27 protein-coding genes are annotated in these 26,897 nt (G+C 66.4%); 10 read left to right on the top strand and 17 right to left on the bottom strand.

The features are described from left to right. Positions 1-17: 17 nt before the first annotated feature. From flgG to flgB, 6 genes are read right to left on the bottom strand one after another with little or no spacing between them, the layout of a single operon-like run. Positions 18-800, bottom strand: coding sequence for a flagellar basal-body rod protein FlgG (gene flgG / locus ACSQ3N_RS23250; protein WP_056172850.1), 783 nt, complete (start codon positions 798-800; stop codon positions 18-20). A 36-nt stretch (positions 801-836) separates the two neighbouring features. Beyond that, on the bottom strand, positions 837-1,577 hold the full coding sequence (gene flgF, locus ACSQ3N_RS23245) for a flagellar basal-body rod protein FlgF (RefSeq protein WP_056172854.1): 741 nt from the start codon (positions 1,575-1,577) through the stop codon (positions 837-839). 59 nt (positions 1,578-1,636) lie between these two features. Beyond that, positions 1,637-2,917: a flagellar hook protein FlgE gene (gene flgE, locus ACSQ3N_RS23240; RefSeq protein WP_056172859.1), complete on the bottom strand. Its 1,281-nt coding sequence runs from the start codon at positions 2,915-2,917 to the stop codon at positions 1,637-1,639. A gap of 43 nt (positions 2,918-2,960) precedes the next feature. Then, positions 2,961-3,620, bottom strand: coding sequence for a flagellar hook assembly protein FlgD (locus ACSQ3N_RS23235; protein ID WP_056172862.1), 660 nt, complete (start codon positions 3,618-3,620; stop codon positions 2,961-2,963). 15 nt (positions 3,621-3,635) lie between these two features. Then, positions 3,636-4,040 carry a flagellar basal body rod protein FlgC gene (gene flgC / locus ACSQ3N_RS23230; RefSeq protein ID WP_436147572.1) on the bottom strand — a complete coding sequence of 135 codons (405 nt, stop codon included), beginning with the start codon at positions 4,038-4,040 and terminating at the stop codon, positions 3,636-3,638. Positions 4,041-4,080: 40 nt separating this feature from the next. Continuing rightward, positions 4,081-4,542 (bottom strand): flagellar basal body rod protein FlgB, encoded by a 462-nt coding sequence (flgB, locus tag ACSQ3N_RS23225; protein WP_056172869.1) that lies wholly within the window; start codon positions 4,540-4,542, stop codon positions 4,081-4,083. A 256-nt stretch (positions 4,543-4,798) separates the two neighbouring features. Here flgB and flgA point away from each other — a divergent pair, with 256 nt between their 5' ends. From flgA to ACSQ3N_RS23210, 3 genes are all read left to right on the top strand, one after another. Beyond that, on the top strand, positions 4,799-5,566 hold the full coding sequence (gene flgA, locus ACSQ3N_RS23220; RefSeq protein ID WP_436147571.1) for a flagellar basal body P-ring formation chaperone FlgA: 768 nt from the start codon (positions 4,799-4,801) through the stop codon (positions 5,564-5,566). A 93-nt stretch (positions 5,567-5,659) separates the two neighbouring features. After that, positions 5,660-5,980, top strand: a complete 321-nt coding sequence (gene flgM / locus ACSQ3N_RS23215) for a flagellar biosynthesis anti-sigma factor FlgM (protein WP_056172875.1) — start codon at positions 5,660-5,662, stop codon at positions 5,978-5,980. A gap of 85 nt (positions 5,981-6,065) precedes the next feature. Next, positions 6,066-6,440: a hypothetical protein gene (locus ACSQ3N_RS23210; protein ID WP_436147570.1), complete on the top strand. Its 375-nt coding sequence runs from the start codon at positions 6,066-6,068 to the stop codon at positions 6,438-6,440. 271 nt (positions 6,441-6,711) lie between these two features. Here the strand turns inward: ACSQ3N_RS23210 and ACSQ3N_RS23205 are convergent, their stop codons facing one another. The 9 genes from ACSQ3N_RS23205 to motA all read right to left on the bottom strand — a co-directional run bounded on the left by ACSQ3N_RS23205 (position 6,712) and on the right by motA (position 16,163). Further along, on the bottom strand, positions 6,712-7,425 hold the full coding sequence (locus ACSQ3N_RS23205; RefSeq protein ID WP_056172879.1) for an RNA polymerase sigma factor FliA: 714 nt from the start codon (positions 7,423-7,425) through the stop codon (positions 6,712-6,714). Between the two features lie 4 nt (positions 7,426-7,429). After that, on the bottom strand, positions 7,430-8,227 hold the full coding sequence (locus ACSQ3N_RS23200; RefSeq protein WP_056172883.1) for a hypothetical protein: 798 nt from the start codon (positions 8,225-8,227) through the stop codon (positions 7,430-7,432). Next, positions 8,220-9,764 (bottom strand): flagellar biosynthesis protein FlhF, encoded by a 1,545-nt coding sequence (gene flhF, locus ACSQ3N_RS23195; RefSeq protein ID WP_436147569.1) that lies wholly within the window; start codon positions 9,762-9,764, stop codon positions 8,220-8,222. Before flhF ends, ACSQ3N_RS23200 begins: the two co-directional genes overlap by 8 nt. Continuing rightward, entirely contained in the window at positions 9,761-11,842 is a 2,082-nt protein-coding gene (gene flhA / locus ACSQ3N_RS23190; protein ID WP_056172887.1) for a flagellar biosynthesis protein FlhA, read from the bottom strand. Before flhA ends, flhF begins: the two co-directional genes overlap by 4 nt. Beyond that, positions 11,839-12,993, bottom strand: coding sequence for an EscU/YscU/HrcU family type III secretion system export apparatus switch protein (locus ACSQ3N_RS23185; RefSeq protein WP_056172890.1), 1,155 nt, complete (start codon positions 12,991-12,993; stop codon positions 11,839-11,841). The genes flhA and ACSQ3N_RS23185 overlap by 4 nt, the downstream gene beginning before the upstream one ends. Positions 12,994-13,247: 254 nt before the next feature. After that, positions 13,248-13,868 (bottom strand): protein phosphatase CheZ, encoded by a 621-nt coding sequence (locus ACSQ3N_RS23180; protein ID WP_056172893.1) that lies wholly within the window; start codon positions 13,866-13,868, stop codon positions 13,248-13,250. Positions 13,869-13,872: 4 nt separating this feature from the next. Continuing rightward, positions 13,873-14,259: a chemotaxis response regulator CheY gene (gene cheY, locus ACSQ3N_RS23175; protein ID WP_010466076.1), complete on the bottom strand. Its 387-nt coding sequence runs from the start codon at positions 14,257-14,259 to the stop codon at positions 13,873-13,875. A gap of 72 nt (positions 14,260-14,331) precedes the next feature. Next, on the bottom strand, positions 14,332-15,264 hold the full coding sequence (gene motB / locus ACSQ3N_RS23170; RefSeq protein WP_056172895.1) for a flagellar motor protein MotB: 933 nt from the start codon (positions 15,262-15,264) through the stop codon (positions 14,332-14,334). Positions 15,265-15,302: 38 nt separating this feature from the next. Next, the gene (gene motA / locus ACSQ3N_RS23165; RefSeq protein WP_056172898.1) at positions 15,303-16,163 is read right to left on the bottom strand and encodes a flagellar motor stator protein MotA; all 861 of its coding nucleotides are present in this window, start codon (positions 16,161-16,163) and stop codon (positions 15,303-15,305) included. Positions 16,164-16,664: 501 nt separating this feature from the next. Between motA and rfbF the strand changes: the two genes are divergently transcribed. The 7 genes from rfbF to ACSQ3N_RS23130 all read left to right on the top strand — a co-directional run bounded on the left by rfbF (position 16,665) and on the right by ACSQ3N_RS23130 (position 22,935). Further along, the gene (gene rfbF / locus ACSQ3N_RS23160; protein ID WP_436147568.1) at positions 16,665-17,435 is read left to right on the top strand and encodes a glucose-1-phosphate cytidylyltransferase; all 771 of its coding nucleotides are present in this window, start codon (positions 16,665-16,667) and stop codon (positions 17,433-17,435) included. A 45-nt stretch (positions 17,436-17,480) separates the two neighbouring features. Then, positions 17,481-18,539, top strand: a complete 1,059-nt coding sequence (gene rfbG / locus ACSQ3N_RS23155; protein ID WP_436147567.1) for a CDP-glucose 4,6-dehydratase — start codon at positions 17,481-17,483, stop codon at positions 18,537-18,539. Continuing rightward, positions 18,536-19,108: a dTDP-4-dehydrorhamnose 3,5-epimerase family protein gene (locus ACSQ3N_RS23150; RefSeq protein ID WP_436147566.1), complete on the top strand. Its 573-nt coding sequence runs from the start codon at positions 18,536-18,538 to the stop codon at positions 19,106-19,108. The genes rfbG and ACSQ3N_RS23150 overlap by 4 nt, the downstream gene beginning before the upstream one ends. Further along, positions 19,105-20,346, top strand: a complete 1,242-nt coding sequence (locus tag ACSQ3N_RS23145) for a methyltransferase domain-containing protein (protein WP_436147565.1) — start codon at positions 19,105-19,107, stop codon at positions 20,344-20,346. Before ACSQ3N_RS23150 ends, ACSQ3N_RS23145 begins: the two co-directional genes overlap by 4 nt. A gap of 88 nt (positions 20,347-20,434) precedes the next feature. Next, on the top strand, positions 20,435-21,559 hold the full coding sequence (locus ACSQ3N_RS23140; RefSeq protein ID WP_436147564.1) for a DegT/DnrJ/EryC1/StrS family aminotransferase: 1,125 nt from the start codon (positions 20,435-20,437) through the stop codon (positions 21,557-21,559). Between the two features lie 16 nt (positions 21,560-21,575). Further along, positions 21,576-22,226 carry a GNAT family N-acetyltransferase gene (locus ACSQ3N_RS23135; RefSeq protein ID WP_056172912.1) on the top strand — a complete coding sequence of 217 codons (651 nt, stop codon included), beginning with the start codon at positions 21,576-21,578 and terminating at the stop codon, positions 22,224-22,226. Positions 22,227-22,287: 61 nt separating this feature from the next. Next, positions 22,288-22,935, top strand: a complete 648-nt coding sequence (locus ACSQ3N_RS23130) for a hypothetical protein (RefSeq protein WP_056172915.1) — start codon at positions 22,288-22,290, stop codon at positions 22,933-22,935. Between the two features lie 14 nt (positions 22,936-22,949). On the opposite strand, the gene ACSQ3N_RS23125 is transcribed toward ACSQ3N_RS23130, so the two are convergent. Together ACSQ3N_RS23125 and ACSQ3N_RS23120 are read right to left on the bottom strand one after the other, a co-directional pair. After that, positions 22,950-25,163 (bottom strand): O-linked N-acetylglucosamine transferase family protein, encoded by a 2,214-nt coding sequence (locus ACSQ3N_RS23125; RefSeq protein ID WP_056173058.1) that lies wholly within the window; start codon positions 25,161-25,163, stop codon positions 22,950-22,952. A 117-nt stretch (positions 25,164-25,280) separates the two neighbouring features. Continuing rightward, complete coding sequence (locus tag ACSQ3N_RS23120) at positions 25,281-26,771, bottom strand: flagellin (RefSeq protein WP_436147563.1); 1,491 nt, start codon at positions 26,769-26,771, stop codon at positions 25,281-25,283. Between the last annotated feature and the right edge of the window lie 126 nt (positions 26,772-26,897).

The following is a 26,897-nucleotide window of genomic DNA, read 5'->3' as shown; positions in this document are numbered from 1 at the left end:
TGTCGTCATCGTCATCGTCACAGCTGTGCGAGCTTGGCCAGCATCTGGTCGGAGGTCTGGATGGCCTTGGAATTCATTTCGTAGGCGCGCTGGGTCTGGATCATGGTGACCAGCTCTTCCACCACGTTCACGTTGGAAGCTTCCAGAAAACCCTGCTTCAGGATGCCCAGGCCGTTGGTGCCGGGCGTGCCCTGCTGGGGCTGGCCGGACGCGGCGGATTCCTTGAACAGGTTCTGGCCGATGGGCTCCAGGCCCGCCGGGTTGATGAACGCGGCCATCGCCAGGTTGCCCAGGGGCTGGGGCTGGGTGTTGCCCTGCACTGTGGCAGACACCACGCCGTCGGCGCTGATGGTCACGCTGGTGGCGTTGGCGGGCACGGTGATTCCGTTGGCCACGGGCAGGCCGCTGGAGGTGACCATGCGGCCTTGCGCATCGACCTGGAACGAGCCGTCGCGGGTGTAGCCCAGCGTGCCGTCGGGCATGGTCACTTCAAAGAAGCCGTTGCCGTTGATGGCCACATCCAGGTTGTTCTTCGACTCCTGCAGGCTGCCCTGCACGAAGTTGCGGCTGGTGGCCACGGTGCGCACACCCAGGCCCAGGTGCAGGCCGGTGGGCAGCTGGTTCTGCTCGGTGGTGGCAGCGCCCACCTGGCGCAGGTTCTGATAGATCAGATCTTCGAACACCGCGTTGTTGCGCTTGTAGCCGGTGGTGGAGACGTTGGCCAGGTTGTGCGAGACGACGTCGAGCTGGGTCTGCTGGGCAGACATGCCGGTCTTGGCGATCCAGAGGGAGTTGATCATGGTGCTTCCTTATGGCGTGTCAGCGTGCGATCCGCTTCAGCCGTTCATGCTCAGCAACTGGCTGGCGGTCTTGTCATTGGTCTCGGCGGTCTGCAGCAGGCGCATCTGCTGCTCGAACTGGCGCGATGCGGCAATCATTCCGACCATGCTTTCCACCGGGTTCACGTTGGAGCCTTCCACTGCGCCGGACAGCATGCGGGCGTTGGCATCGTTGGGCATGGGGTCGCCCGACGTGGTGCGAAACAGGCCATCGTCGCTGCGCTTGAGCGGGTCTTCCTGTGCGGGCGTGGCGAGCTTGAGGCGGCCGATGTTCTGCGCGGCCTGGCCCGGGATCTTGGCGGTGATGGTGCCGTCGCCGCCCAGCGAAACCTCGGCACCCGGCGGCACGTCGATGGGTGCGCCGCCGTCGGACAGCACGGGCAGGCCCGTAGGGGTCATCAGCTGGCCGGCGGCCGACACTTCAAAGGTGCCCGCACGGGTATAGGCCTCCGTGCCGTCCAGGCCCTGCACGGCAAACCATGCATTGCCGGCGGCCATGGCGTCGAGATTGCGACCGGTGCGTTGCACCGGGCCGGGCGTGTTCACGTAGCCCGAGGTGGCTTCGAGCGCGAAGACGCGGGTCTTGGAGCCGTCGCCCTGCATGGGCACCGAGCGGAAGGTCGACATCTCCGCGCGAAAGCCCTGGGTGGACGCGTTGGCCAGGTTGTTGGACAGCACGGCCTGCCGGTGGGCGGCCGCGTTGGCGCCTGTCATCGAGGTGTAGATGATGCGGTCCATAAGTGCTTTCGGGAGTCCAGTGCAGGGTCAGTGGCGTGTGATCAGGTCGATCAGGTCGATCAGCGCAAATTCACCAGGGTGGACATCACCTGGTCTTGCGTCTTGATCGTCTGCGCGTTGGCCTGGTAGGCGCGCTGCGCGGTCATCATGTTCACGAGTTCGGCGGTCAGGTCGACGTTGGAGTCTTCCAGCGCGCCCGAGCGCAGAGAGCCGAAGTTGCCATCGGTGGCGGTGCCCACCACCGGCTGGCCGGATTCGAACGTGGCCACCCAGTTGTTGCCGCCCACCGAGGCCAGGCCCTGCGTGTTGCGAAAGCTCGACAGGGCGACCTGGCCTTCGGCACGGGTCACGCCGTTCGAGTAACGGGTCATGATCATCCCGTTGTTCTCGATGTTGATGCCGGTCAGCTCGCCGGAGGTGTAGCCGTCCTGGCTCAGGGTGGACACCGAGAACTTCTGGCCGAACTGCGTTACCTTGTCCAGCGCCACATCCACCGTGTAGGGCGTCAGGTTGTTGGGGTTCGGGGGCGTCGGGTTGACGGTCAGCGGCAGCGAAAAGCCGGTGGCAGGCGGCGTGGCGGCCGGGCCGACGATGGCGCCGTTGTTGTCGAAGGTGATCTGGCCGATGGCCGTGGCCACCACGGGCGGCGTGGCGGTGGGGTCGTCCAGCGCGTCGTACACGTCCCAGGTGTTGGCGGTGGCGGTCTTCTGGAAGTACAGGTTGACCGGCTTGGCAACGCCCTGACTGTCGTACACGTTGATCGAGGTGCCGTAGGTGGCGCGCGGCGTGGCGGGCACGGGCGGCGTGGCCGTGGGGTTGCCTGCTGCGTCGGTGGCGCGTGCGTCCAGGTTGAACGCTGCCGTGATCTTGGTGGTCTGCTTGGCAGGGATCGGTTCGGTCGTGGGGAACACCATCGGGATCGGGTCGGTGCCCGACCGCAGGCCCGTGGCCGGGTCCACCGGAAAGCCCATCACCTTGGCGTTGTCGTTGGTGATCATGTTGCCTTCCTTGTCCAGCTTGAAGTTGCCGGAGCGGGTGTAGGCAGGCGTGCCATCGGGCATGGTCAGCGAGAAGAAGCCGTTGCCGTTGATGGCCACATCGAGGCTGTTGCCGGTGATGGTGAGGTTGCCCTGCGTGAACTGCTGCGACACCGCAGCGACTTCCACGCCGATGCCGGCGTTGGTGCCGCCGGCCGAGCCGATGGCCGAGGCCACCATCTCAGCGAACTCGGCCCGCGAGGCCTTAAAGCCCACGGTGTTGGAGTTGGCGATGTTGTGCCCGATGACATCGAGATTTTTGCTGGCGGCATTCAAGCCCGACAGGCCTTGCTGAAAACTCATGGTGTTCTCCTATGGACGCGAAGAAAAGGGGGGCGGGCCGGCGTTACACCAGGGCCTTGATCTGGCTGTAGCTGATGGTCTTGCCGTTGGACAGGGTCAGCTGGAGCTGGCCGTCCTCGGCGCCCGCGGCGGTGACCTTGGACAGGGCCAGCGGCGTGCTCGACAGCTTGGCCGAGCCGTTGACGGCGCTGACGCGGAACTGCAGCGCATCGGTGGCGCCGGTGTATTTGCTGGCATCCCACTCGAAGGTGTGGCGGCCTGCGCCCTTGGCGCCCAGGTCGATCGTGTCCACCACCTGGCCACCGGCGGTGGTGACCTCGATCTTCACGTTCGTGGCCGCCGACGGCAGCTCGAAACCGCCCTTGCCGACCTTGTCGGCCACCGCGATGGAGGCGCCTTCGGTCAGCACGTTGCGCCCGATCAGCGTGGTGCCCTGCATGACCTGCAGCGAGTTGAACTGCTCGGACATGCTCTGCATGGTCTGGTTGAGCTGCTGGATGCCGGTGACCGTGTTGATCTGCGCGATCTGCGAGGTCATCTGGGCGTTGTCCAGCGGGTTCATCGGGTCCTGGTTGTTCAGCTGCGCGACGAGCAGCTTCAAGAACCGGTCCTGCGCAGCCGCGGGGTCCGTGGCAGCGTTGGCCTTGGTGCCGCCGGTGGCGTCGGTGACGGTGGGCGCGCTGGTGGTGGAGTTGAGGATCATGGTGAGGTCCTTGAGTTACTGGCCCATCTGCAGGGTCTTGAGGAGCAGCGACTTGGCCGTGTTCATGACCTCGACGTTGTTTTGGTAGGAGCGCGAGGCGGAGATCATGTTGACCATCTCCTCCACCGCGTTGACGTTGGAATGCGTGACGTAGCCCCGCTCGTCGGCGGACGGGTGGCTGGGGTCGTGCACCTTCCGGCCGGGCGTGTTGCTTTCGTTGATGCCCGTCACGCGCACGCCGGCAGAGCTTTCCGCGCCCATGGGCTCGGTCTGGAACATCACCTGGCGTGCCTTGTAGGCCTTGCCATCGGGGCCGGCCACGGCATCGACGTTGGCCAGGTTGCTGGCCACCACGTTGAGCCGCTGCGACTGCGCACTGATGGCGCTGCCCGACACATTGAAGATGGAGAACATGGACATGGGGTGACTCGCTTTCTGCGCTCGGTGCGGGGGCGTCTGCTTACTGGCCCTGGATGGCGCTGAGCATGGTTTTGGCGTTGCCGTTGATGAACCGCAGCGTGGCTTCGTAGCGCACGGCGTTGTCGACGAAATTGGCGCGTTCGCGGTCCAGGTCGACCGTGTTGTTGTCCAGGGCGGGCTGGGTCTGCACCGAATAGCCCAGCGAGCCCTTGGCGCCCAGCTCGCCGCTCATGCGGCTGGTGGGCAGGGGCATGTGGCGCGCGTCGGTGGTGCCGGCCGTGCCCACGGAACCCGCGGTCAGCTTGGTGGTGAAGCCCGAGCCGGTACCCGTGCTGCTCTCGCCCGTGGCCTCTTTCAGCGCTTCGCTGAACTTGAAGTCGCGCGCCACGTAGCCGGGGGTGTCCGAGTTCGCAATGTTGCTGGCGATGGCACGCTGGCGCTCGGAACGCAGGATCAGTGCGTTGCCGTGGAAGTCCAGCCGGTTGGTCATCTTGTCGAGCATGTTTGCCTCGTGCCCTGGAGTGCAAAGACGCCGGTCCAGGGGGTTTTCCGGCGTGGCTCGATTGTGGAGAGCGTGGCTTTTTTCTAAAGCGCGAAGAACGCGGAAATGGGCGCGCAGTTTCGGGTTTTGCCCGGGCCGGGCCTGCCTATAGTTCCAGTCGTGAAATAGTCTTTGCCGCCCTGCGCGGGAAGACCCGCGACGACTCGACGACGTGCGACGACTTGCGAACCCGCCCCGCGATGCCCCAGGAGGCCCCATGCCATCGATCTCGTTCCCCCGTTCCTTCTCCGCTCCCCGTGCCGCAGCCCGCCATGCCCTGACGGCTGCGCTGCTGCTGGCCGCGGCGCTGTGCACCATGGGCTCCGCGCGCGCCCAGGCCGCTGCGGACCCTGCGGCGGACCTGGGGCCGCTGACCCAGCGCTGGCTGGACGATGCCCTCACGCGCAACCAGTCTTCGGGCTTGCCGCTGCGCATGGAAGTGAGCGTGGGCTCTCTGGATTCGCGCCTGCGGCTGGCGCCCTGTGCGCGGGTCGAGCCTTACTTGCCGGTGGGTTCGCGGCTGTGGGGCCGCACCCGCCTGGGGCTGCGCTGCGTAGAGGGGCAGACCGCCTGGAACGTGTACCTTCCGGTCACGGTCAAGGCGTTCGGCCCTGCCTGGGTGCTGACCAGCGCCGTCGCACCGGGGGCCGTCCTGACCGCCGCCGACGCCACCGAGTCGGAGGTCGACTGGGCAGCAGAATCTGCAGCCGTCATGGCCAACCCGGAAATGTGGGTAGGACAGATTGCGGCGCGCCAACTGGTGCCCGGACAGGCGCTGCGCCAGAGCATGGTGCGCGCGCCCAACCTCTTCCGTGCCGGGGCCCAGGTCAAGGTGGTGGCGCAGGGGCCGGGCTACGCGGTCACCTCCGCTGGGCAGGCGATGTCTGCAGGTGCTGCAGGCCAGATTGTCCGTATCCGAATGGACAATGGCCGCATCGTTAGTGGCACTGTGAGCGAAAACGGGACAATCGACGTCACTCTTTGATGACCGGACTGCGATAAATCGCTAAAGTCCCCGTTAAATGGGTCGAAAACATTGCTACTGTGCCCCACATCGAACGGGGTGGTGGAGAGAGCGATGAAGATTGGTCAAAAACCGGAACTCCCGGGCGGGTTGCCGCAGGCAGCGCTTGCCAAGCAAGCCAAGAGTCCTGCCACGGCTGCTGAAGGAGCCACGAAAGACGCGCTGAAGGCGTCAGCCGCCGGTGTGCCTGTCACGGTGTCGACCGCGGCCCGCGCCCTGGACCAGACGGCCCGCACCACGGGCGACTTCGACGCCGGCAAGGTCAAAGCCGTGCGCGCGGCGATCGACAAAGGCACCTTCTCGGTGAACGCCGAAGCCATTGCCGACAAGATGCTCACCAACGCCCAGGAAATCCTGTCCCGCTCACGCGGCTGATCTGACTTGTTATCGGACAGACCGCGCGTTTCTCGAGTCCTGAACTTTCCTTGGCAGACCAGCACGGTTCATCGCACAATGCGCCATGTCGCTGGAAGAATCCCTCTCGGCTGTTGAACAGCTGATCGAAAAAGTCTCCGCCGCGCTGCTTGCGGCCGATCCCCAAATCCTGGAAAAGAACAGCATCGCCCTGCGCGATGCTGCGGCGCAGTTCACCTATGCGCTGGAGCAGACGGCGCACCGCGGGCTCCCCGTGCCCGCACAGCTGCAACAGCGGGTGGATGCCATCCGCGACGCGCTGGCCAACCACCGCGAAGGCCTGGCCCGCTTGTCCGCCAACGCCGACCGTCAGGTCGCCAGCCTCATCCCTCAGTCCGGCACCCCCGCCACCTACGGCGATGGCCGCGGCACCCAGCCCGGCAAGCCCGGCGTGGCCCGCATCTACAAGTCGGCGGGTTGAGTCGCAACTCAAAAAAGATAGCTGCTGACGCTTGCCTCGCCTGGGTTGGAATGGATAAACCGGCTCGATCTGCCGTCAGCCAAGCGCAAGCAGCTATCCTATCGATAGCAGAAGCGATGGCGAAAGCGGGTCAGTACGTCGGGAGTTCGCCTTGAGCAATGCCCGTCGAAACGGTCGCAGCCCCATACCAGTGCCACCGTGGATCTGGCTCCGCCAGTCCAGGGGTGGCGTCCCCCTCAGGGGGAAGCGGCGCAGCCGCTCAGGGGGAGCGCTAGTGCGCCCGCATTTTTGCCCGCAAGCGGGCGATGGACTGGCTGTGCAGCTGGCACACCCGGGATTCCGTGACGCCCAGCACGGCCGCGATCTCCTTGAGATTCATGTCGTGCTCGTAGTACATGCCCATGATGTGCTGCTCGCGCTCGGGCAGGCTCTTGATGGCGTTGACCAGGGACACCTTGAGCCGCTGGTCGCGCAGCATCTCCATCGGGTCGGCGTCACCGTCCGCGACGTGGCGGTCGAGGAAACCGTCGTCGTCCTCGTTGTGGGTCATGTCCTCCAGATACACCAGCTGGGTGCCGCGCACCTTACCCAGCAAGCTCTGATAGTCGGACAGCTCCATGCCCATTTCGTCGGCGATCTCGGATTCGAGCGGGCTGCGGCCGAGCTTTTGCTCCAGGCGGTGCACGGCGTGCTCGATGTCTTTCTGGCTCTTGCGCGAGCTGCGGCTCATCCAGTCGCCCTCGCGCAGCTCGTCGAGCATGGCGCCACGGATGCGCTGGGTGGCAAAGGTCTCGAACTGCACGCCCTGCGCCACCTCGTAGCGCGACAGCGCCTCCGCCAGGCCCATCATGCCGACCTGGATCAAGTCGTCCAGCTCCACATTGGGGGGCAGCTTGGCGATCATGTGGTGCGCGATCCTGCGAACCAGCGGAACATGCTGGCGGATCATCGCGTCACGATCGAGCTGGCCTTTGGCGGTGTACATCAGATCAGTGGCTCCGGGCAAAATGGACAGGCGCACCTGTCAGATTGTGGGTGGGGAGAGCCGTCATCGATTCACTGATAGTGCCCGCATTTTCCAGCAGTTGCAAGGCCAGGCGCTGCAGGTCCTGCGGGTTTTGCGTGGCGATGGTCGTCGTGCGCACGGGGCCGACCAGGTGCTGTTCGGCGCACTCCTGCAGGGTTTGCAGGGCGCCCTGGGTCTTTCGGCGCTCGGCAGCGGTGTTGCCGTGCAGCAGGCCGGCCACCATGCAGGGCAGGCCGGTGTGCAGCGCAATCTGCTTCAAGCTCTTGTAACTCTTGAGCACGCCTGCGGCATCGTTGCCCATCACGACGAGCGGAATGGTCGCCGTGTGCGTGAGCAACGGCCCCAGCGTGGACGCAGGCGCGTGCAGCACCATCAGGCCGTAGGTCCTGAAGTAAGGCAGCAGGCCCTGCAGCGGCGGTGTGTCCTGCGCCAGCGCGCGGCGGGTGGTGAGCTGCAGTCCCCGCGCGGCGGGGATCACAGCCAGCGACGAGGCCGCAGCGCCCATGTTCAGGTGCGCGCCGTCGTTCCACGGCGCCTGCTGCAGCAGGTGCAGCAAACCGGGGCTGTCGTCGGTCTCCTGCGCCGTGCCGTCCAGCACCACGACCGGGTGTCCCAGGCGCTGCAGGATGGCGCAGACCTGCCACAGCGCTTCGAGGCCCGTGCCGGCGTTGTCCTGGCTGGCGACCGCCACCACGCGCAGTTCGGACTGCGGCGTGAAGCTGTGCAGGCTGGCGCCTTGGTGAAATCCGATATCAAGCATCGACCATCCCTCGCTCGTTGATGCCGTCTGGCGAGTGCGAGAAGAAGAAGTTCAGGTCGCTGGCCTTGGGGTCGAACGCCGACTTCACCGGTGCGCGCATCGAGGTGTTGATGAGCTTGTGCGCATCGGCGCGCTCCCAGTCCTCGGGCACGCGCTGGCCGTTGGTCACGCCGCGCAGCACCATCTGGTGGCGGATGAGGGCGTCGATCGCGGGGCCGAGTTTGACGGCTTCGTCCACCTTGGACAGGATGGCCTGCTGCGAGCCGTCGGTCTTGAAGGCGGTGAGCACGTCGTCCAGCGTGTCGCCATGGCAGCCGGCGTTGAGTACCAGCAGGCGGTTGACGTGCGGCAGGTCCAGCACGTCGAGCATGTCGCGCTTGCGCGGGTCGCGCGGGGCCACGCCGGTGGTGTCGATGAGCACCATCTTCTTGCCCGACAGCAGCCCCAGCAGGTCCTGCAGCGCCGCGCGGTCGTGGGCCAGGTGGGCCACGATGCCCAGCATGCGGCCGTAGGTGCGCAGCTGTTCGTGGGCGCCCACGCGGTAGGTGTCCAGGGTGATCAGGCCCACGCTGCCGGGTCCGTGGATGCGGGCGCACATGGCGGCCAGCTTGGCGGTGGTGGTGGTCTTGCCCACGCCGGTAGAGCCCACCAGCGCGAAGATGCCGCCCTGCTCGTACAGCGGGGTCTCGGCTAGGTCGGTCTTGAGGTTGCGCTCCAGCACTTCCATCAGCCAGCGCACCGATTCGGCGGCCGACAGCTCTTCGGGCATGCGCTCCAGCACGGCGCGGGCCAGCGAGGGCGAGTAGCCCGCGCGGATCATCTTGAGCATCAGGTTGGACTGGATGGGGTTCTGGCGCGCCTGCCCCAGCCATGCCAGGGTGTTGAAGCGGTCTTCGATCAATTCCTTCATCGCGTGCAGCTCGGTCATCACACTTTGCTGGTTGGCGGCGGACTGCACGGCGTGGCTCACCGCGGGCTCTGGCCGGCGGCGGGGCTGCTCGGGCGGCAGGTCCATAGGGATGGTGCGCAGCGGGTTGTGGCGCGCCACGGCTGGTGCGCTGCTGATGCGCTCGCGCTCGGGCGCTTCGTCGCGGCTGCGCTCGGACAGGGTGGGCGGGTCCGACGGGCCGTTCAGGGCTTCGTGGCGACGGCGCAGCATGCGTTCGCGCACATAGTCCTGGAAGGACAGCGTGCTCATCGCGAGCTGCTCGGTGTCTTCTTCCACGGGGTTGCGGTTCATGGCCGACAGGGCTGCCATGGCGGCCTGGTTGTGGTTTTGGCTCTGGGCTTGGCTGGCGCGCTGTGGTGCGCTGCGGGCCGGCGTTGGGGCCAGCAGGGGCTGGTTGGAGGCCGGCGAAGAGCCGCCGCCCGCGCCGCTGCCGTCCAGGGCCGAGAGCGTGTCCTCGGCCGTGGCCACCACCTCGACGCCGTTGGCCGTGGGGCGGTTGGACAGGATCAGGGTGCCGTCACCGAAGGCCATGCGCGCTTTGGCCAGAGCTTCCCGGGACGTGGGGGCGGTAAAGCGTTTGATGTTCATGCTGATGCACCTCTAAGGATCGGCCCAATGCGGATGGTGTGGGTCTCGGGGATTTCACTGTGCGCCAGCACCTGCAGGCGGGGCGCGACGCGGCGCACCAGGCGGGAGATGGCATTGCGGATCTGGTCGGGCACCAGCAGGCAGGCTGGCAGGCCCATTTCTTCCTGCTTGAGGGCCACTTCGGCGGCCTTCTGGGTCAGGATGTCGGCGACGCCGGGGTCCAGGGCCGGGCCGGCGGCATTGCCCAGGGCCTGCACCAGCAGGCGCTCCAGGCCCGGCTCGATGGCGATGACGTTGAGTTCGCGCGTCGGGCCGTAGATCTGCTGGACGATGGCGGGCGACAGCGCAATGCGCACGCGGCGGGCCAGCTCGACCGGGTCGCTGATGCCGCCAGCGAACTCGGCCAGCGTCTCGATGATGGTGCGGATATCGCGGATGTGCACAGATTCCTCCAGCAGCAGCTGGAGGACTTTCTGGAACGTTGCGATGGAGACCATTTTGGGGACCACTTCTTCGATGAGCTTGGGGGCCAGCTTGGCCACGTGTTCCACCAGTTGCTGCGTTTCCGTGCGACTGAGGAGCTTGGCGGCTTGCACTTGCATCAAGTGTGACAAATGGGTGGCCATCACGGTTTCGGAATCAACGACCGTAAAACCTGCCATTTGTGCGGCTTCCTTCTGGCGGTCATCGATCCAGTGCGCGGGCAGGCCGAACGCGGGGTCGGTCGTGGGCGTGCCGATCAGCGGCGTGGTGATGCCGCCGGGGTTGATGGCCAGGAACATGCCGGGGAAGGCCTCGCCTTCGCCCACCACCACGCCACGCAGGGTGATGCGGTAGCCGCTGGGCTTGAGCTCCAGGTTGTCGCGCACGTGCACGGCCGGGGGCAGGAAGCCCACCTCCTGCGCGAACTTGCGGCGCACGCCTTTGATGCGGGTGAGCAGGTCGCCCTGGCGGCTCTTGTCCACCAGGCTGATCAGGCGATAGCCCAGCTCCAGGCCCAGCAGGTCCACGGGCTGCAGGTCGTCCCAGGTGGCTTCGCCGTCGGCTACAGGGGCGGGCGGGGCCTCGACCTCGGGCGGTGCCTTCTGGCGCTCGTAGAGCAGCCAGGCGCCATAGGCCATCATGCCGCCCATGGTCAAAAACACCAGGTGCGGCATGCCGGGGATCATGCCCAGCAGCAGCAAGATGGCGGCCGTCACACCCACCACGCGGGGCGACATGAACAGCTGCGCCACGATCTGGCGGCCCATGTCCTGGTCCTTGCCCACGCGTGAGATCACCATCGCGGCGGCCACCGAGATCAGCAGCCCGGGGATCTGCGCGACCAGCGCATCGCCCACCGCCAGCAAGATGTAGCTGTCGGCGGCCTGCCCGGCCGACAGGTTGTGCTGGAGCATGCCGATGGCAAAGCCGCCGACGATGTTGATCACCAGGATCAGGATGCCGGCGACGGCGTCCCCGCGCACGAACTTGGAAGCACCGTCCATGGATCCGAAGAAGTTCGCTTCTTCAGCGACTTCGGCGCGCCGGCGCTTGGCTTCCTTTTCGTCGATCATCCCGGCGTTCAGGTCGGCGTCCACCGCCATCTGCTTGCCCGGCATGGCGTCGAGGGCAAAGCGCGCGGACACTTCGGCGATGCGCTCCGCGCCCTTGGTGATCACCACGAAGTTGATCACCACCAGGATGGCGAACACGATCAGGCCCACGGCAAAATTGCCGCCGATCAGAAAGTGGCCGAAGGCCTCGATCACCGCACCGGCCGCCCCGGGGCCGGTGTGGCCTTCCAGGAGCACGACCCGGGTGGAGGCCACGTTGAGCGACAGGCGCATCAGCGTCGTCAGCAGCAACACTGCGGGGAATGCCGCGAAGTCCAGCGGGCGCAGCATGTATGCCGCCACCATCATCACCATCAGGGCGACAGCGATGTTCAGCGTGAAGAACGCGTCCAGCAGCCACGGCGGGATCGGGAGCACCATCAGCGCCAGGATGGCGACCACCAGCAGCGGCGCCGACATGCCTTGAAGGGCGCTCGAGTGGTTGCCCGCCCAGAGTCGGACAGACTTTACAGAGGTATTCATACGGCGGCGCCTTGCACGGTGGTGCGGTTCAGCGGATCAAGCTCTGGCGGAACGAAGGGCTCCTCCAGGCTGTCGGGCATGCGGCCTTCGCCGCGCAGCGCGGCCTTCAGGCGGTACACGTAGGCCAGCACCTGCGCCACGGCGGTGTACAGCGTGGCGGGGATGGCTTGGTCGAGCTCGGCGTGGGCATACAGCGCACGTGCCAGCATGGGGGACTGCAGTACGGGCACTTCGTGCTCCTTGGCCACGTCGCGGATCCGCAGGGCGATCAGGTCGGTACCGCGGGCGATCACCTGGGGGGCGCTCATGGTCTTTTCGTCGTACTTGAGCGCCACGGCATAGTGGGTGGGGTTCATGACCACGAAGTCGGCCTTGGGCACGGCGCCGACGCTGGCGCGCTCGGCGATCTCGCGCTGCTTTTGGCGGATGTGGCCCTTGATGTGGGGGTTGCCGTCCGACTCCTTGTGCTCCTGCTTGATTTCCTCGTGCGACATCTTCAGGCGCGACTTGAAGAAATACGCCTGCAGCGGCACGTCGATCAGGGCTGCGAGGAACACCACCAGCAGCAGCAGGCTCATGCCCGAGGTCAGCCAGTCCGCCAGCTGGCGGATGGCGATGGGCGAGGGCTGCAGCACCAGCATGGCCACGGTCTCGATGCTGTTGCCCATGAACTTCCAGGCCACGTAGCTCAGGATCACGGTCATCAGCACCATCTTGGCCACGTTGGCCATCTGCTGCTTGGAAAAGAGGTTGGCCAGGCCCGAGATCGGGTTCAGGCGGTTGAACTGGGGCGTGATGGGCTTGCTGCTCATGATCCAGCCGCCTGCGCCGATGGCGCTGATCAGGGCCGCGCTGCTGGTGAGGATGGCGAACACGGCGCTGGCGATGAGGCCGATCATCACCATGTCCGACAGGCGCTTGAGCATGGTGCCGGGCGCCATCACGATGGCGGAGTCGAACGCCAGCTGGCGGCTCATGGCCAGCTGCATGTGGTCCATCAGTGCCGGGGCCATCATCAGCATGCAGGCCGCACCCGCGCCCAGGATCGCCAGGTGCGACAGGTCGCGAGAGCGCGCACCCTGGCCGTCTTCGCGCGCTTTTTGCAATTTGCGCTCTGACGCGGGTAGGTTTTTTTCTTGGCTGGATTCCATGATGGCATGACGGCTGGTGCCATGCCATTGTCGTGAGCGACCCGGAAATCTAAAGGTGGATAAGGGGGCGTCGATGCCCGCTTTTCCGTGCCGCGAGGCCTTTGGAGGGCTCCTTGAGCGCCAGCGCGACCAGCTACACGCACGCTCTCCGAAACCGGCGCGCCCGAAGCCAGCGCACCCGTGGAACTGGCTTTGCCAGGCCACTGGGTGCGTCCCCCTCAGGGGGAAGGCGCCGAAGGCGACTCAGGGGGAGATCAGAACCCGAGGCTGGCGAGCAGGTCGTCCACCTGGGACTGGTCGGTGACCACGTCCGCGGTGTTCTCGGGGTCGACCACCGGGCCTTGCAGGTGCATGGGCTTGGCTTCGACCACCGGCACCTGGGCGTTGGGGGGCGCCGTCTGGATGAGCAGCTGCACCAGCTGCTCTTCGATGTTGGCCGCCAGGTTCACCACGCGCGCGATCACCTGACCGGTGAGGTCGTGGAAGTCCTGGGCCATCATGATTTCGGTGAGGTGCGTGTCCGCTTCCTTGGTCACGCGCTCCACGTCGGTCAGGAAGTTCATGATCTCGCCCTTGGCCACGGCGGCCACGGGGTCCTTGACCAATGAAGTCACCACCCGGCGCGTTTCCGCCGCGATGTAGTCGTGCTGCGCCTTGGCCTGCTCGACGCGGTTGAGCACCTTTTCCGCCGCTTCGCCGGTCAGGCGGGCGATGTAGGAGAGGCGGCTTTGCGCGTCGGGCAGCTCGCCCATGGAGCCGCGCAGCTTGTCGGCGTAGCCCAGTTCGTTGAGCGAGTCGTGCAGTTGCCGGGTCAGCAGGCCGATCTTCTGGTGGACTTCGGCAGGCTGTTGGCTGTGGTCCGGTGTGGCATCCATGATGTCATAGCCCCATCTTCTTGAGGATCAAGGTCACCTTTTCCTCCAGGGTGGCCTTGGTGAAGGGCTTGACGATGTAACCCGCTGCGCCACCCTGGGCGGCGGCCACGATGTCTTCCTTGCGGGCTTCGGCGGTCACCATCAGGACGGGCAAGTGCTTGAGCTTGTCGTCCTTCTTGATCTCCGCCAGCAACTGGAAGCCGTTCATGTTGGGCATGTTGATGTCGGTGACCACGAAGTCGAACTTGCTGTTGCGCAACTTGTTCAGGGCAGCGACGCCGTCCTCGGCCTCGTCGGCGTCGGCGAAGCCGCTTTCCTTGAGCAGGTTGCGCACGATGCGCCGCATGGTGGAGAAGTCGTCAACAATCAAAAAACGAAGGGCTGTGGTCACGTGGGACCCTTTCGGTCGGAAGTATCTGTAAGTATTGTCATGGGCGGCAGCTTTGGTGACAAGTCGTAACCGTTATCTGCCAGGGGTGGGATTTTCCCGCTTTTCATTCAACAGTTCTGTGGAAGTGATTTCGGGGATCCCTTTACCCATGAGACGTTCTTCGGCTTCGCGGGTCAGCACCGTGATGGTGATGCGCCGGTTGGCAGGGGCACGCGGGGTCTTTGGCTCCAGCAGATCGCTGGCCGCCAAGCCCACCACACGCCCCAGTTTAGCGTCTGGCATGCCGGCCGAGACCAATTCGCGCCGCGACGCGTTGGCCCGGTCGGCCGACAGCTCCCAGTTGCTGTAGCCGCGATCACTGTTGCCATACGGCACGGCGTCGGTGTGGCCGGCCAGGCTGATGCGGTTTTCGACGCCGTTCAGCGCAGCGCCGATTTCGCGCAGGATGTCGCGCATGTAGGGTTTCACCAACGCACTGCCGCTGTCGAACATGGGGCGGTTCTGGTCGTCGATGATCTGGATCTGCAGCCCGTCGGGGGTGATGTCGATGCGGATCTGCGACTTGTATTCGTTCAGGCGCGGGTTTTCGGTGATGAGCGCGTCGATCTTGGCCTCCAGCGCCTTGATGCGGGCCAGGTCCTGCTTGGCGCGCTCGGCCTTGGCCGCGTCGATGCTCATGCGGCGCTGTTTGGCCTCTTCCACGTCCGAGCGCCGCACCTGGCCGTGCACCTTGGCCAGGTCGTTGCCGCCGCCCGGGATGATGCTGGAGCTGTTGCCCGAGCCGTCGCCGCCCGTCATGGCGACCTTGAGCGGCGAAGAGAAGTACGCCGCAATGCCTTGCAGCTCGCCCTTGGCGGTGGAGCCCAGCAGCCACATCAGCAAAAAGAACGCCATCATCGCCGTCACGAAGTCGGCGTACGCGATCTTCCAGGCGCCGCCATGCACTGCATGGCCGCCTTTCTTGATGCGCTTGATGATGATGGGCTGGAGTTTCTTTTCTGCCATGGCGCGTGGGAATCAGGGGAGGGAGCGTGCCGCTCCCGCTACTTCTTGCCTTTCACATGCCCCTCCAGCTCGGAGAAGCTGGGGCGGACGTTGGAGAACAGCACCTTGCGGCCGAACTCGATGGCGGTGGCCGGGTTGTAGCCCTGCATGCTGGCCAGCAGGGTGGACTTGATGCACTGCAGCTCCTTGGCCGCGTCTTCGGTCTTTTGCTCGACCAGGCCGCCCAGGGGCTCGACCACACCGTAGGCCAGCAAGATCCCGAGGAACGTGCCCACCAGCGCCGAGCCGATCATGCCGCCCAGCACCGACGGCGGCTGGCCCACCGAGCCCATGGTGTTCACCACGCCCAGCACGGCGGCCACGATGCCAAAGGCGGGCAGGGCGCCGGCCAGGCGGGCCAGCGCGGCCACGGGGGCGTGCGCCTCCTGGTGGTGGGTGTCGATCTCGCTGTCCATCAGCGCCTCGATCTCGTGGGAGTTGAGGTTGCCAGACACCATCATGCGCAGGTAGTCGGTGGTGAACTCGATCACGTGGTGGTCGCTGCCCACCGTGGGGTATTTCTTGAAGATCTCGGACTCGTGGGGCGCCTCGACATCCTTTTCGATCGCCATCAGGCCTTCCTTGCGGGCCTTCTGCAGGATGTCATAGAGCATCGCCATGAGCTCCATGTACCGCTCTTTCGTGTACTTGGAGCCCTTGAGCGCCATCGGCAGCGCGGCCATGGTGGCCTTGATCACCTTGGGCTGGTTGTTCACCACGAAGGCGCCCAGGGCGCCGCCCAGGATGGTGATGATCTCGAAGGGCAGCGCCTTCAGGATCACGCTGATGTTCCCCCCGTGCACGATGTACACGCCGAAGATGCAGCCGAGGCAGACGACGTAACCGATGATGACAAACATGCTTTGGACGTGTTGGGCGGCAACTGCAATGAGGCCGGGAACGGCGGGTTGGGCACGGCTGCTGGCAATGCAGCTTACCGAAGGTTACTGCAAATGTATCGGATTGAAGAGTGCCAAATGGCGTCAAGAGAGCGGACATCACAGCGCTTCTTGGGCAAATGGCGCCAGAGCGACAGGCCGCGACCCGCTGCCAGCCCCCTGCGACCCGCGTGCGGACTTCGGGTGCAGCCGGGAATGGCGGCAACACTTGAGAAGCAGAGGATCTGCAGACCCGCTGAGCCCGCGACGAGGCATCGGCGCAACGGCAGCAGCCCCCGAAATTGAATGAAAACGGCCTCTGCCGCGCGATAGGCAAGCGCAGATAGCTATATTTTTAATAGCATTTGGTGGAAAACACGACCGGAGCCGCTCCCGGCGGCCGGCATCAATCGCTGCATTTGGGGCGCTTTTGCGCACCCACAGGGCCTTTTGATGCTGCGGGGGCTGCACTATGCTGCGGGCATGAAAGCCGTACTGCTCGCGGGGGGGCTGGGAACCCGCATCTCGGAAGAGTCGCACCTGCGTCCCAAGCCCATGATCGAGATCGGTGGGCGGCCCATCCTTTGGCACATCATGAAGATGTATGCCGCCCATGGCGTCAACGACTTCATCATCTGCCTGGGCTACAAAGGCTACGTCATCAAGGAATACTTCGCCAACTACTTCCTGCACATGTCCGACGTGACCTTCGACATGGCCAACAACCGCATGGAAGTGCACCACCGCCACGCCGAGCCCTGGCGCGTGACCCTGGTGGACACCGGCGAAAGCACGCTGACCGGCGGGCGCCTCAAGCGCGTGGGTGAATACCTCGAGCCCAACGAGCCCTTCTGCTTCACCTACGGCGACGGCGTGGCCGACATCGACATGCCCGCCCAGTTCGCCTTTCACCGCGCGCACGGCAAGCTGGCCACCGTCACCGCCGTGCTGCCCCCCGGCCGCTATGGCGCGCTGATGCGCGACGGCGACAGGGTCGAAGGCTTCGTTGAAAAACCCCGGGGCGACGGCGGCTGGATCAACGGCGGGTTCTTCGTGCTGTCCCCCCGGGTGCTCAGCCGCATCGAGGGCGACGCCACCCCCTGGGAGGCCGAGCCCATGGACACCCTGGCGCGCGACGGCGAGCTGATGGCCTATGAGCACCACGGCTTTTGGCAGCCCATGGACACTCTGCGCGAGAAAAACCTGCTCGAAGACCTGTGGCAAAGCGGCCAGGCGCCCTGGAAGCGCTGGTGATGGCGGCAGTCCGGACGACGACAACCACCACAAGGCAGCAGCACCATGCGTCCTGATCCCGACTTCTGGCGCGGCAAGCGCGTGTTGCTCACGGGCCACACCGGCTTCAAGGGCGCATGGCTGGCCCTGTGGCTGCAGCGCTTGGGCGCCCAGGTCACCGGCGTGGCCCTGCCGCCCCCGGCCGACCCCAACCTGTTCACGCTGGCGCAGGTGGACGAGGGCATGGACAGCCATTTCTGCGACGTGTGCAACCCCCAGGCCCTGGCGATGCGCATCCGCGCCGCGCGGCCCGACGTGGTGCTGCACCTGGCCGCGCAGGCGCTGGTGCGGCCCGGCTATGCCGACCCGCTGGCCACCTTTGGCACCAACATCATGGGCACGGCCCACGTGCTCGATGCCCTGCGCGGCCTGCCCGAGGCGCGCGTGGCCCTGGTCGTCACCACCGACAAGGTCTACCGCAACCGCGAATGGGCCTACCCCTACCGCGAAGACGACCCGCTGGGCGGGCACGACCCCTACAGCGCCAGCAAGGCCGCGGCCGAACTGGTCACCGCCAGCTACCGCGACGCCTTTTTGGCGCCGCAGGGCGTGGCCGTGGCCACGGCCCGGGCGGGCAACGTGATCGGCGGCGGCGACTGGGCGCAGGACCGCCTGCTGCCCGACGCCGTGCGCGCCTGGGAAAAGGGCGAGACGCTGCACATCCGCCGCCCCGAGGCCACCCGCCCCTGGCAGCACGTGCTGGAACCCCTGGCCGCGTACCTGCGGCTGGCGCAGCGCCTGTGGGATGCCCCGTCGCTGGCGGGCCCCTACAACTTCGGGCCGCTGCCGCACGAGGCGGCCAGCGTCAAAAATGTGATCGAAATGGCCTCTGGTGCTTATCCAGCAAGCGCCGTAAGCTACGAAAATGATAGTGACGGCCCGCACGAGGCCGGCTGGCTGGCGCTGGAAACCGCCCACGCCCGCCAAGCCCTGGGCGTGGCCCCGCGCTGGGCGCTGACCACCTCGGTGGCCCGCACCATGAACTGGTACCGCCAGCAGCACGGCGGCGCCGATGCCCGCACGCTGTGCCTGGCCGACATCGCCGCCTGGGAGGCCCAGGCGTGAGCCGCCTAGTCCGCACTCCCTTGCCCCTGGCCGGGCTGTTCCGCATAGAGCGGCAGCCGCTGGCCGACGAGCGCGGCTTCTTCGTCCGCCTGTTCTGCGCGGACGAGCTGGCCGCCGCCGGCTGGACGCAACCCATCGCGCAGATCAACCACAGCCATACCGCGCGGGCCGGCACCGTGCGCGGTCTGCACTACCAGCGCCCGCCGCATGCCGAGATGAAGCTCGTCACCTGCCTGCGCGGCGAAGTGCTGGACGTGGCCGTGGACCTGCGCCACGGCTCGCCCACCTTCTTGCAGTGGCATGCCGAGCGCCTGTCGGCCGACAACGGCACGGCGCTGCTCATACCCCCGGGCTTTGCGCACGGCTTTCAGGCCCTGACCGACCAGGCCGAGCTGCTGTACTGCCACTCGGCCGCCCATGTGCAGGGGGCCGAGGCGGGCCTGAACCCGCTGGACCCGCGCCTGGCCATCGCCTGGCCCTTGCCGCCCGTGGGCCTGTCGCCGCGCGACGCGGGCCAGCCCTGGCTGACCGACGGGCCCGGCCCCGAATTCGAAGGAGTGCGCCTGTGAAGTGCCGACACTGCGGCAGCCCGCTGCAACTGCCGTTCCTGGACCTGGGCAGCGCGCCCCCGTCCAACGCCTACCTGCCCGAGGCCGCCCTGCGCGCGCCCGAAACCTGGTTCCCCCTGCGCCTGCTGGTGTGCGAGACGTGCTGGCTGGTGCAGACCGAAGACCACGCCGGGCGCGAGGCGCTGTTCACCGACGACTACGCGTACTTCAGCTCGTTCTCGTCGTCCTGGCTGGCCCACGCCAGCGCGTACGTCGTTGCGATGCGCGAGCGCCTGGCGCTGAATGCCGACAGCTGCGTTGTCGAGGTCGCCTCGAACGACGGCTACCTGCTGCAGTACGTGCAGGCCGCGGGCATCCCCTGCTACGGCGTGGAGCCCACGGCCAGCACGGCGGCTGCCGCCCGCGCCAAGGGTATCGAGGTGGTCGAGCGCTTCTTTGGCGTGGCCCTGGCCGACGAGCTGGTGGCTGCCGGCCGCCAGGCCGACCTGATCGCCGCCAACAACGTTCTGGCGCACGTGCCGGACATCAACGACTTCGTGGGCGGCTTTGCGCGGCTGCTCAAGCCCCACGGCGTGGCCACGTTCGAGTTTCCGCACCTGCTGCGCATGGTGCAGGGCTGCCAGTTCGACACCGCCTACCACGAGCACTACTCGTACCTGTCGCTCACCGCCGTGCAGCGCATCTTCGCGGCCAACGGCCTGGCGGTGCTGGACGTGCAGGAGCTGCCCACCCACGGCGGCAGCCTGCGCGTGTTCGCGGGCCGGGCCGATGCAACCAGCCACCCGCACGCCACGGCCGACGGCGCCAGCCACGTGCGGCAGTTGCTGGCCGACGAGGCCGCTGCGGGCATGCTGGGCGCCGATTTTTATGGCAATTTCCAGGCCCAGGCCTTGCGCATCAAGCGCGAGCTGCTCACTTTTTTATTGCAATGCCAGGCGGACGGCATCACCGTTGGGGCCTATGGCGCAGCCGCCAAGGGCAACACCCTGCTCAACTTTGCGGGCGTGCGGCCCGACCTGCTGCCCTACGTGGTGGACAAGAACCCCGCCAAGCAAGGCCAGTACCTGCCCGGCAGCCGCATCCCGGTGGTGAGCGAGGCGCACCTGCACGCCCACCGGCCCCAGCGCGTGCTGATCCTGCCGTGGAACCTGCGGGACGAAGTCAGCGCGCAGCTGAGCGACATACGGGGATGGGGAGGGCAGTTCGTCACGGCCGTTCCCCGCCTGGAAGTCTGGTAGCCGCCTCACGCGCTCCCTACGCATCCGCGACGCAAAGCAACGCACCCGCCACGCCCATCTGAACCGTACACAACCGAAGGAGACCACCATGATCCCAATGTTCAAGCCCTTGATCGAACAGGAAGAAATCGATGCCAGCCGAGAGTCGCTGGAGCTGGGATGGCTCGGCATGGGCAGCTATGTGTCCGGCTTTGAAAAGAAGGTGAAAGAGATCCTGCAGGCGCCGGACCGCCATGTGGCCGCGGTCAGCACCGGCACGGCAGGCCTGCACATCGCGCTGCTGCTGGCGGGCGTGGGCCCGGGCGACGAGGTGATCGTGTCGGCCTTCAACTGCTCGGCCGACTACCAGGCCATCACCTGGGTGGGGGCGGACATCGTGTTCTGCGACTGCACCGACGACACGCTCGAGCTGGACCTCGCCAAGGCCGAGTCCCTGGTGGGCCCGCGCACCAAGGCCATCATCGTGATGGACTACGACTGCATCATCAGCAACCACGAGGAGATTGCCGCGTTTGCCGAGCGCCACAAGCTGCGCGTCATCCACGATGCGGCCCACTCGTTCGGCTCCAGCTACAAAGGCCGCATGGTCGGCAGCTTTTCGGACATTTGCGTGTTCAGCCACGACCCGGTCAAGACCGTGACTTGCCTGGACGGCGGCACCGTCGTCGTGCGCACCGAAGAGGAATTGCGCCGCGTGCACGAACTGCGCCTGCTCGGCATGCAGCAACCCGCCGAGGTGATGTACCAGAACAAACGCGCCTGGACTTTCGACGTCGAGCGGGTGGGCTTTCGCTACCACATGCTCAACATGCACGCCGCGATCGGCCTGGCCCAGCTGGGCAAGCTCGACGTGATCAAGTCGAGCCGCCAGGCGGCATCGCGCCGCTACAACGAAAAGCTGCAGGGCATCGCACAGGTGCGCACGCCGGCAACCGACTTTGCCGATGTGAACCCCTTCCTGTACTACATCCGCGTGCCGGCGGAGCACCGCGATGCGCTGCGCGACTTTCTGAAGGCCAACGGCGCCGACACGGGCATCCACTGGCAGCCGGGGCACTGGTTCTCGCTGTGGAAGGACTGCCGCGCGGGCGACCTGTCGGTGACGGACAGCGTGGGCAAAGGCATTCTCTCGCTGCCCCTGCACTCGCGCATGTCGCTGGACACGGTGGACGCCGTGGCCGAGCAGGTGCGCCGCTACTTCGAGCAAATCTGACGAACGGGGGGCGGCCATGCAAGCACCAACTCCTGGACAGCAGCTTTTCGCAGCGATCAAGCAGACGGCCCGCGCTGGCGAGCCCGGCCTGGTGCTGCCGGTGGGGCAGCCGCTGGCGGCGGTCGTGCGGCCCATTGCCACCGTCCCCGGACACACCGACGCCCTCGACGCGCAACTCCTGACCGACTGGCGCAATCGCCATGTCAAATCCTTCCTGACCGAATTCGTTTCCACCCCCGAGCGCACGGCGGCCTGGCTGGCGGGAGCCGTCCATGACAACCCCGGCAAGATGCTGTTCATGGTGGAAACGCTGGACGGCGAGCGCGTGGGGCATGTGGGCCTGGGCTTCATCGACTGGCAGCGGGGCTATGGCGAAGCCGATGCCATCGTGAGCGGCGGGGCGTCGCCCCCGGGGTTGATGAAGGCCTCGCTGCTGGTGCTGATGCGCTGGGCCCGCGACGCGTTGGGGTTGCAGACCCTGGCCGTGCGGGTGCGCTCGGACAACCCGGCGGTCGAGTTCTACCGCAAGGTGGGTTTTCAGGAATACCAGCGCGTGCCCATCGTCGCGACCACCGTGCCGGGTGGCGTGGACTGGAACGAAGACCCTGCGGCGGTCGGCGCGCCGGCCAGCCTCGTGTACATGCAATTGCAGCTGCCCGCGGCCTGAATGAATGACTGGATAACTGACTGACTGAGCGGTTGCGGCGCACCGCCTTGGGAGACCCACCATGGACATCTTGCGGATGGACCGCGACCGGTTGCTGCGCTACGTGGTGCAGCAACTGCACAACACCCTGCCCGACGACTTCGACCCGCGCCCGGACATCGATGCGCACCTGGACGAGGCGCTGCACCGGCTGCACACGTGCATCAATGCCGTGCGGCCCTGGCGGCAGGACTGCTTCGACCCGCTGCACTCCACGCAGTACTGCAGCTTTCTGTACTTTCTGGCGCACACCATCTGGCGCAGCACCGGCAACGCCGACACGCCCACGCGGCTCTTCTTGCTGAACAAGGCGCTGAACGGCATCGATCTCTTTTATGAAATCGAGCTGCCGCCGGTGTTCTTCATCGGCCATTCCGTCGGCATCGTCTTTGCCAAGGCCACCTACGGCAACTACCTGGTGATCTATCAGAACTCCACGGTGGGCAAGAACCACGGTGTGGCGCCGGTGCTGGGAGAGGGCGTCGTCATGTACCCCGGCACCGCCATCATCGGGGGCTGCCAGGTGGGCGATGCCACGGTGCTGTCGCAGGGCACGAGCCTCGTGAATACCGACACGCCGGGGCATTGCACGGTGTACCCGGCACAGGCCGGCAAGGTGAGCTTCAAGCCCACCCGGCGCGACGCACTGCAGGACATCTTCCGGCTCTGACACGCCAGCGCGCGTCAGCCGGCCGTGACGCCCATCCCCATCGCCTGCGTGGCGTGCTGCAGGTAGGTCACCGCAAACTCGGTGTGTCCGTGGGCATGTTCCACCTCGGCCAGGCAGGCCAGGGCCACGGGGTCGTGCGGCACGGCGCTCAGCACCAGCTCTGCCAGCTCGGTCACGGCCACCCAGTGGCTGCCCATGACCGCTTGCGCCGGTGCCCCGGCCGGGGAGGGTGAGGCCGACGATGCGGCCGGCGTTGCCTTGGCCTTTTCCACCAGGTCCTGCAGGAGCTGGTGGGCTTCGTGCAGGCTCACCCGCTGGCCGGGCTTCAGGCCCACGCCGGGCACCGGGGGCTGCGTCCATTCCGGCGGGTATTGCTGCACCCAGGCCTGGATGGCCTGCTCCTGCGCCTCGGGGTCGTCCGGGTGTTCGGCCCGGGCCAGCCACTGCAGCCACATCACCCGCAGGCCCTCGCCGAAGAGCTGGTTGTACAGGTCCTCGCGCATCAGGGGTGAGTTCTCCGTCTCGCCACGCAGGTTGAGCCGCAGGTTGTTGAGCGCGGGCACGTCGGCCGCCAGGCCCGCCGCGATGCGCACGTAGTCGTCGGGCGTCTCGGCCAGCCACTCGGTGCGGCCCAGGTAGGTGAGCATGCCCACGCCCATGCGGCTCTTGAAGCTCTCGCCCACCATGGAGACGATGGGCACGCCCATCCACAGCACGTCGAAGGTGGTGGTGCCGCCCGTCAGCGGAAACGGGTCCAGCGCAATGTCGATGCGGTGGTAGGTGAGGTACTGGTTGTCGTGGCTGAGCGCCACCAGGTCTACGCGCGCCGGGGGCAGGCCCAGCCGCTCGCACCGGTCGCGGTAGGCCTGCGCGAACTCGGGGCGGTCCAGGTTCTTGCCTTCGATCAGCAATCGGGAATCAGGCACGGCCGCAAGAATCCTGCCCCACAGCGCCAGCACCTCGTCCGTGAGCTTGCCCAGGTTGTTGCAGCTGCCGAAGGTGACAAAGCCGTTGCCCACCGCGGGCGAGGTGCGCACCTGGTAGCGCGGCTGGTAGCGCCACAGGGGGTTGCGGCTCATGGGCCGATAGCACGCGAACAACGTCGGCAGCCGGTACAGGTGCTCGGTGTACTGCGCCTCGGCTCCGGGCGGGTCGGTGATCTCGTCGGAGAATTTGTAGTCCACGGCCTCCAGGCCGGTCGTGGCCGGAAACCCCAGCCACGACACCTGCACCGGTGCCGGCTTGTGCGCCAGGGCCAGCAGCCCGTTGTTGCCGGTGTGGCCGGCCAGGTCGATCAGGATGTCGATGCCGTGCGCGTGGATGGCCTTCGCCTGCTGCTCCGGCGTGAACCCGGCCAGCCGCACGAAATGATCGACATGGCGCTCCACGCGGTCCGTGACATGGTCGGACCGGGGGAACAGGAAGAAGGCATAGACCTCGAACTGCCGGCGGTCGAGCTGTGCGAGCAGGCCTTCCACCGAGTACATCACCGCATGCACCCGGAAGTCGGGCGACAGGAACCCGATCTTGAGGCGCCGCCACGGCGGGCCGCGGTGCGCGTCGAAATGGGGCCACTCGGGCCGCAGCGGGGGCTCGAACACGCTGCCGAAGTGGCGTGCCGCCACCGACAACTGGGACGCATCCACCTGGGGGTCCGCCAGCATGAACAGCAGCCGGTTGGTGTAGTTGCCCGGGTCGTTGGGGCGCAGCGCGATGGCTTTTTCGCAGTCGTGCACGGCCTCGCGCACCTGGCCCAGTTCGCGCCGGTGGATGGCGCTTTGCATCAGGGCCGCCACCTGGTCGTGGAGCGTGTCCGCCAGCTTGGCGGCTTCCTGGCTGGCGGCAAAGCCCTTGTCGTGCAGGTTGATCAGGTAGCAGCACTCGGCCAGCTTGATCCAGGCAATGGCCTGCAGGGGGCGCAGGGCGCACACCTTCTCCAGCAGCGGCAGGGCATCGATGTTGTAGGCGTGCTCGATCAGGATGTTGGCGTAGTTGACGAGCAGTTCGGCATCGTCCGGCCAGTAGATCCGCGCCTGCTTGTAGGCCTTGAGCGCGCCATCGAAATCGCGCTCTTTGTTCAGCGAGAAGCCCAGCAGGCGGTGCGCGGTGAGGTGTCGCCCGTTCTTGCGCAGCGCCTGGCGGCACAGGCGGGTGAGGAGGGGCCAGTCAGCGGCGGTGAGCGCCGCATGCAGGCGGGCGTCGTCCTGTTCGGTGTGTTTGGGTTGCACGTTGCGGCCGATCTCCGGGCAAAGGGGCGTCAATGCGGCAGTGTGCCATGCACCAAGGCAAAGGGGCCCGTCGGGGCCCCTTTGTCGTCGTCATCGGTCCACCACCAGCGGGGGGGCTTACTTGAGCAGCGAGAGCACGCCCTGCGGGATCTGGTTGGCCTGGGCCACCATGGCGGTGCCGGCCTGTTGCAGGATCTGGGCGCGCGACAGGTTGGCGGTTTCGGCCGCGAAGTCGGCATCCTGGATGCGCGAGCGCGAGGCGGAGAGGTTCTCGGACGTGATCTGCAGGCTGGCAATGCTGGTCTCGAAGCGGGACTGCATGGCGCCGAGCTTGGCACGCTCACCGCTGATGAAGGCCAGCGCGGAGTCCACGGTCTTCAGGGCGTCGGTCGCGTTGGTGAACGTGGTCACATCGAGGTTGGCCACCGTGTGCAGCGACGAGCCGCCGTTGTCCAGCTGGTTGCTGGTCGACGTCAGGGCGAACGACTTTTCCGAGTCCAGGGTGATGTAGCCACCGGTGGAGACGTTTTCTGCCGTGGTGTCGGCGGCCAGCGTGCGGGCCGTGCCGTTGCTGGCGCCTGCAGCGTCGTAGCCGGTCACGGTCACCGCTGCCGCATTGGCGTTCAGGGTGTCGCCGATCACGATGTCGTTGCCGGTGGCGTTGGTCAGGATGATCTGCGTGCCGTCCGAGCTCAGCGAGGCGTTGATGCCGGTCTTGGCCGATTGCTCGTTGATGGCCGACACCGCGGGCGACAGGCGGTCGGTGCCGGTGGCAGACGTCAGCGTGAAGGACACGGTGCGGGAGGCGCCCACGTTGTCGCCTTCGAGCGTCAGTGAGTACGAGCCGGCCGATGCCATGCCGGCCAGGCGCACTTCGGTGCGGGCCGTGGCGGTGACGCCGGTCGTGGATTGCAGGGAGTTGATCTGGTCGGCCGTGGCCTTGGCCGTGGCGTTCGATGCCACCGTCATGGTGCCGGTGCCCAGGTAGCCGCTGATGGACACAGCGCCGCTGGTCACGCCGTTGGAGACGGCCGTGGTGCCGCTGACGGCAGCCTGCGCGCCGATGCCGGAGCCGTTGGAGGCGACGTTCTGGTTGTTGCCGTACACACTGGTGCGCAGATTGGCCGTGGCCGCCACGATGGTCTGGTTGGCGTTGGCGCCGACCTGGAACTGCTGCGTACCAAAGGTGCCGTCCAGCAATTTCTGGCCGTTGAACTCGGTGGTTTGCGAAATACGGTCAAGTTCTGCCACCAATTGGCCGACTTCCTGTTGCAGGGCCTGGCGGTCGCCGGCGCTGTTGGACGCGTTGGCCGATTGCACAGCCAGTTCACGCACCCGCTGCAGGATGTTGCCGGCGGAGCCCATGGCGCCTTCGGCCACCTGGGCCAGGGAAATCCCGTCGTTCGCATTGCGAACAGCCTGGTTCAGGCCACGGATCTGGCTGGTGAAGCGCTCGGAAATGGCCAGGCCCGCGGCGTCGTCCTTGGCGCTGTTGATGCGCAGGCCCGACGAGAGGCGTTGGATGGCGGTGTTCAGCGAGGCCTGGCTGGTGCCCAGATTGCGCTGTGCTGTGAGCGAGCTGATGTTGGTATTGATGGTTGCTGCCATGGCGAAACTCCTTAACGTCGCAAGACGGATCTGTTTGCCGGTTCAAGCGCACCCGTCCGGCTGTCAATGGGGGAACGATGGACGAATTGTGGAGATGCCACTTTTTGGCGTTGGGGAGATAAGCGG

Origin of the sequence: Acidovorax sp. LjRoot194, assembly GCF_964253015.1 — a bacterium.
In the GTDB taxonomy this organism is placed as follows: Bacteria; Pseudomonadota; Gammaproteobacteria; order Burkholderiales; family Burkholderiaceae_C; genus Acidovorax.
The sequence above is the reverse complement of the archived record's forward strand: the minus strand, read 5'-3'. Positions and strand labels throughout refer to the sequence as shown.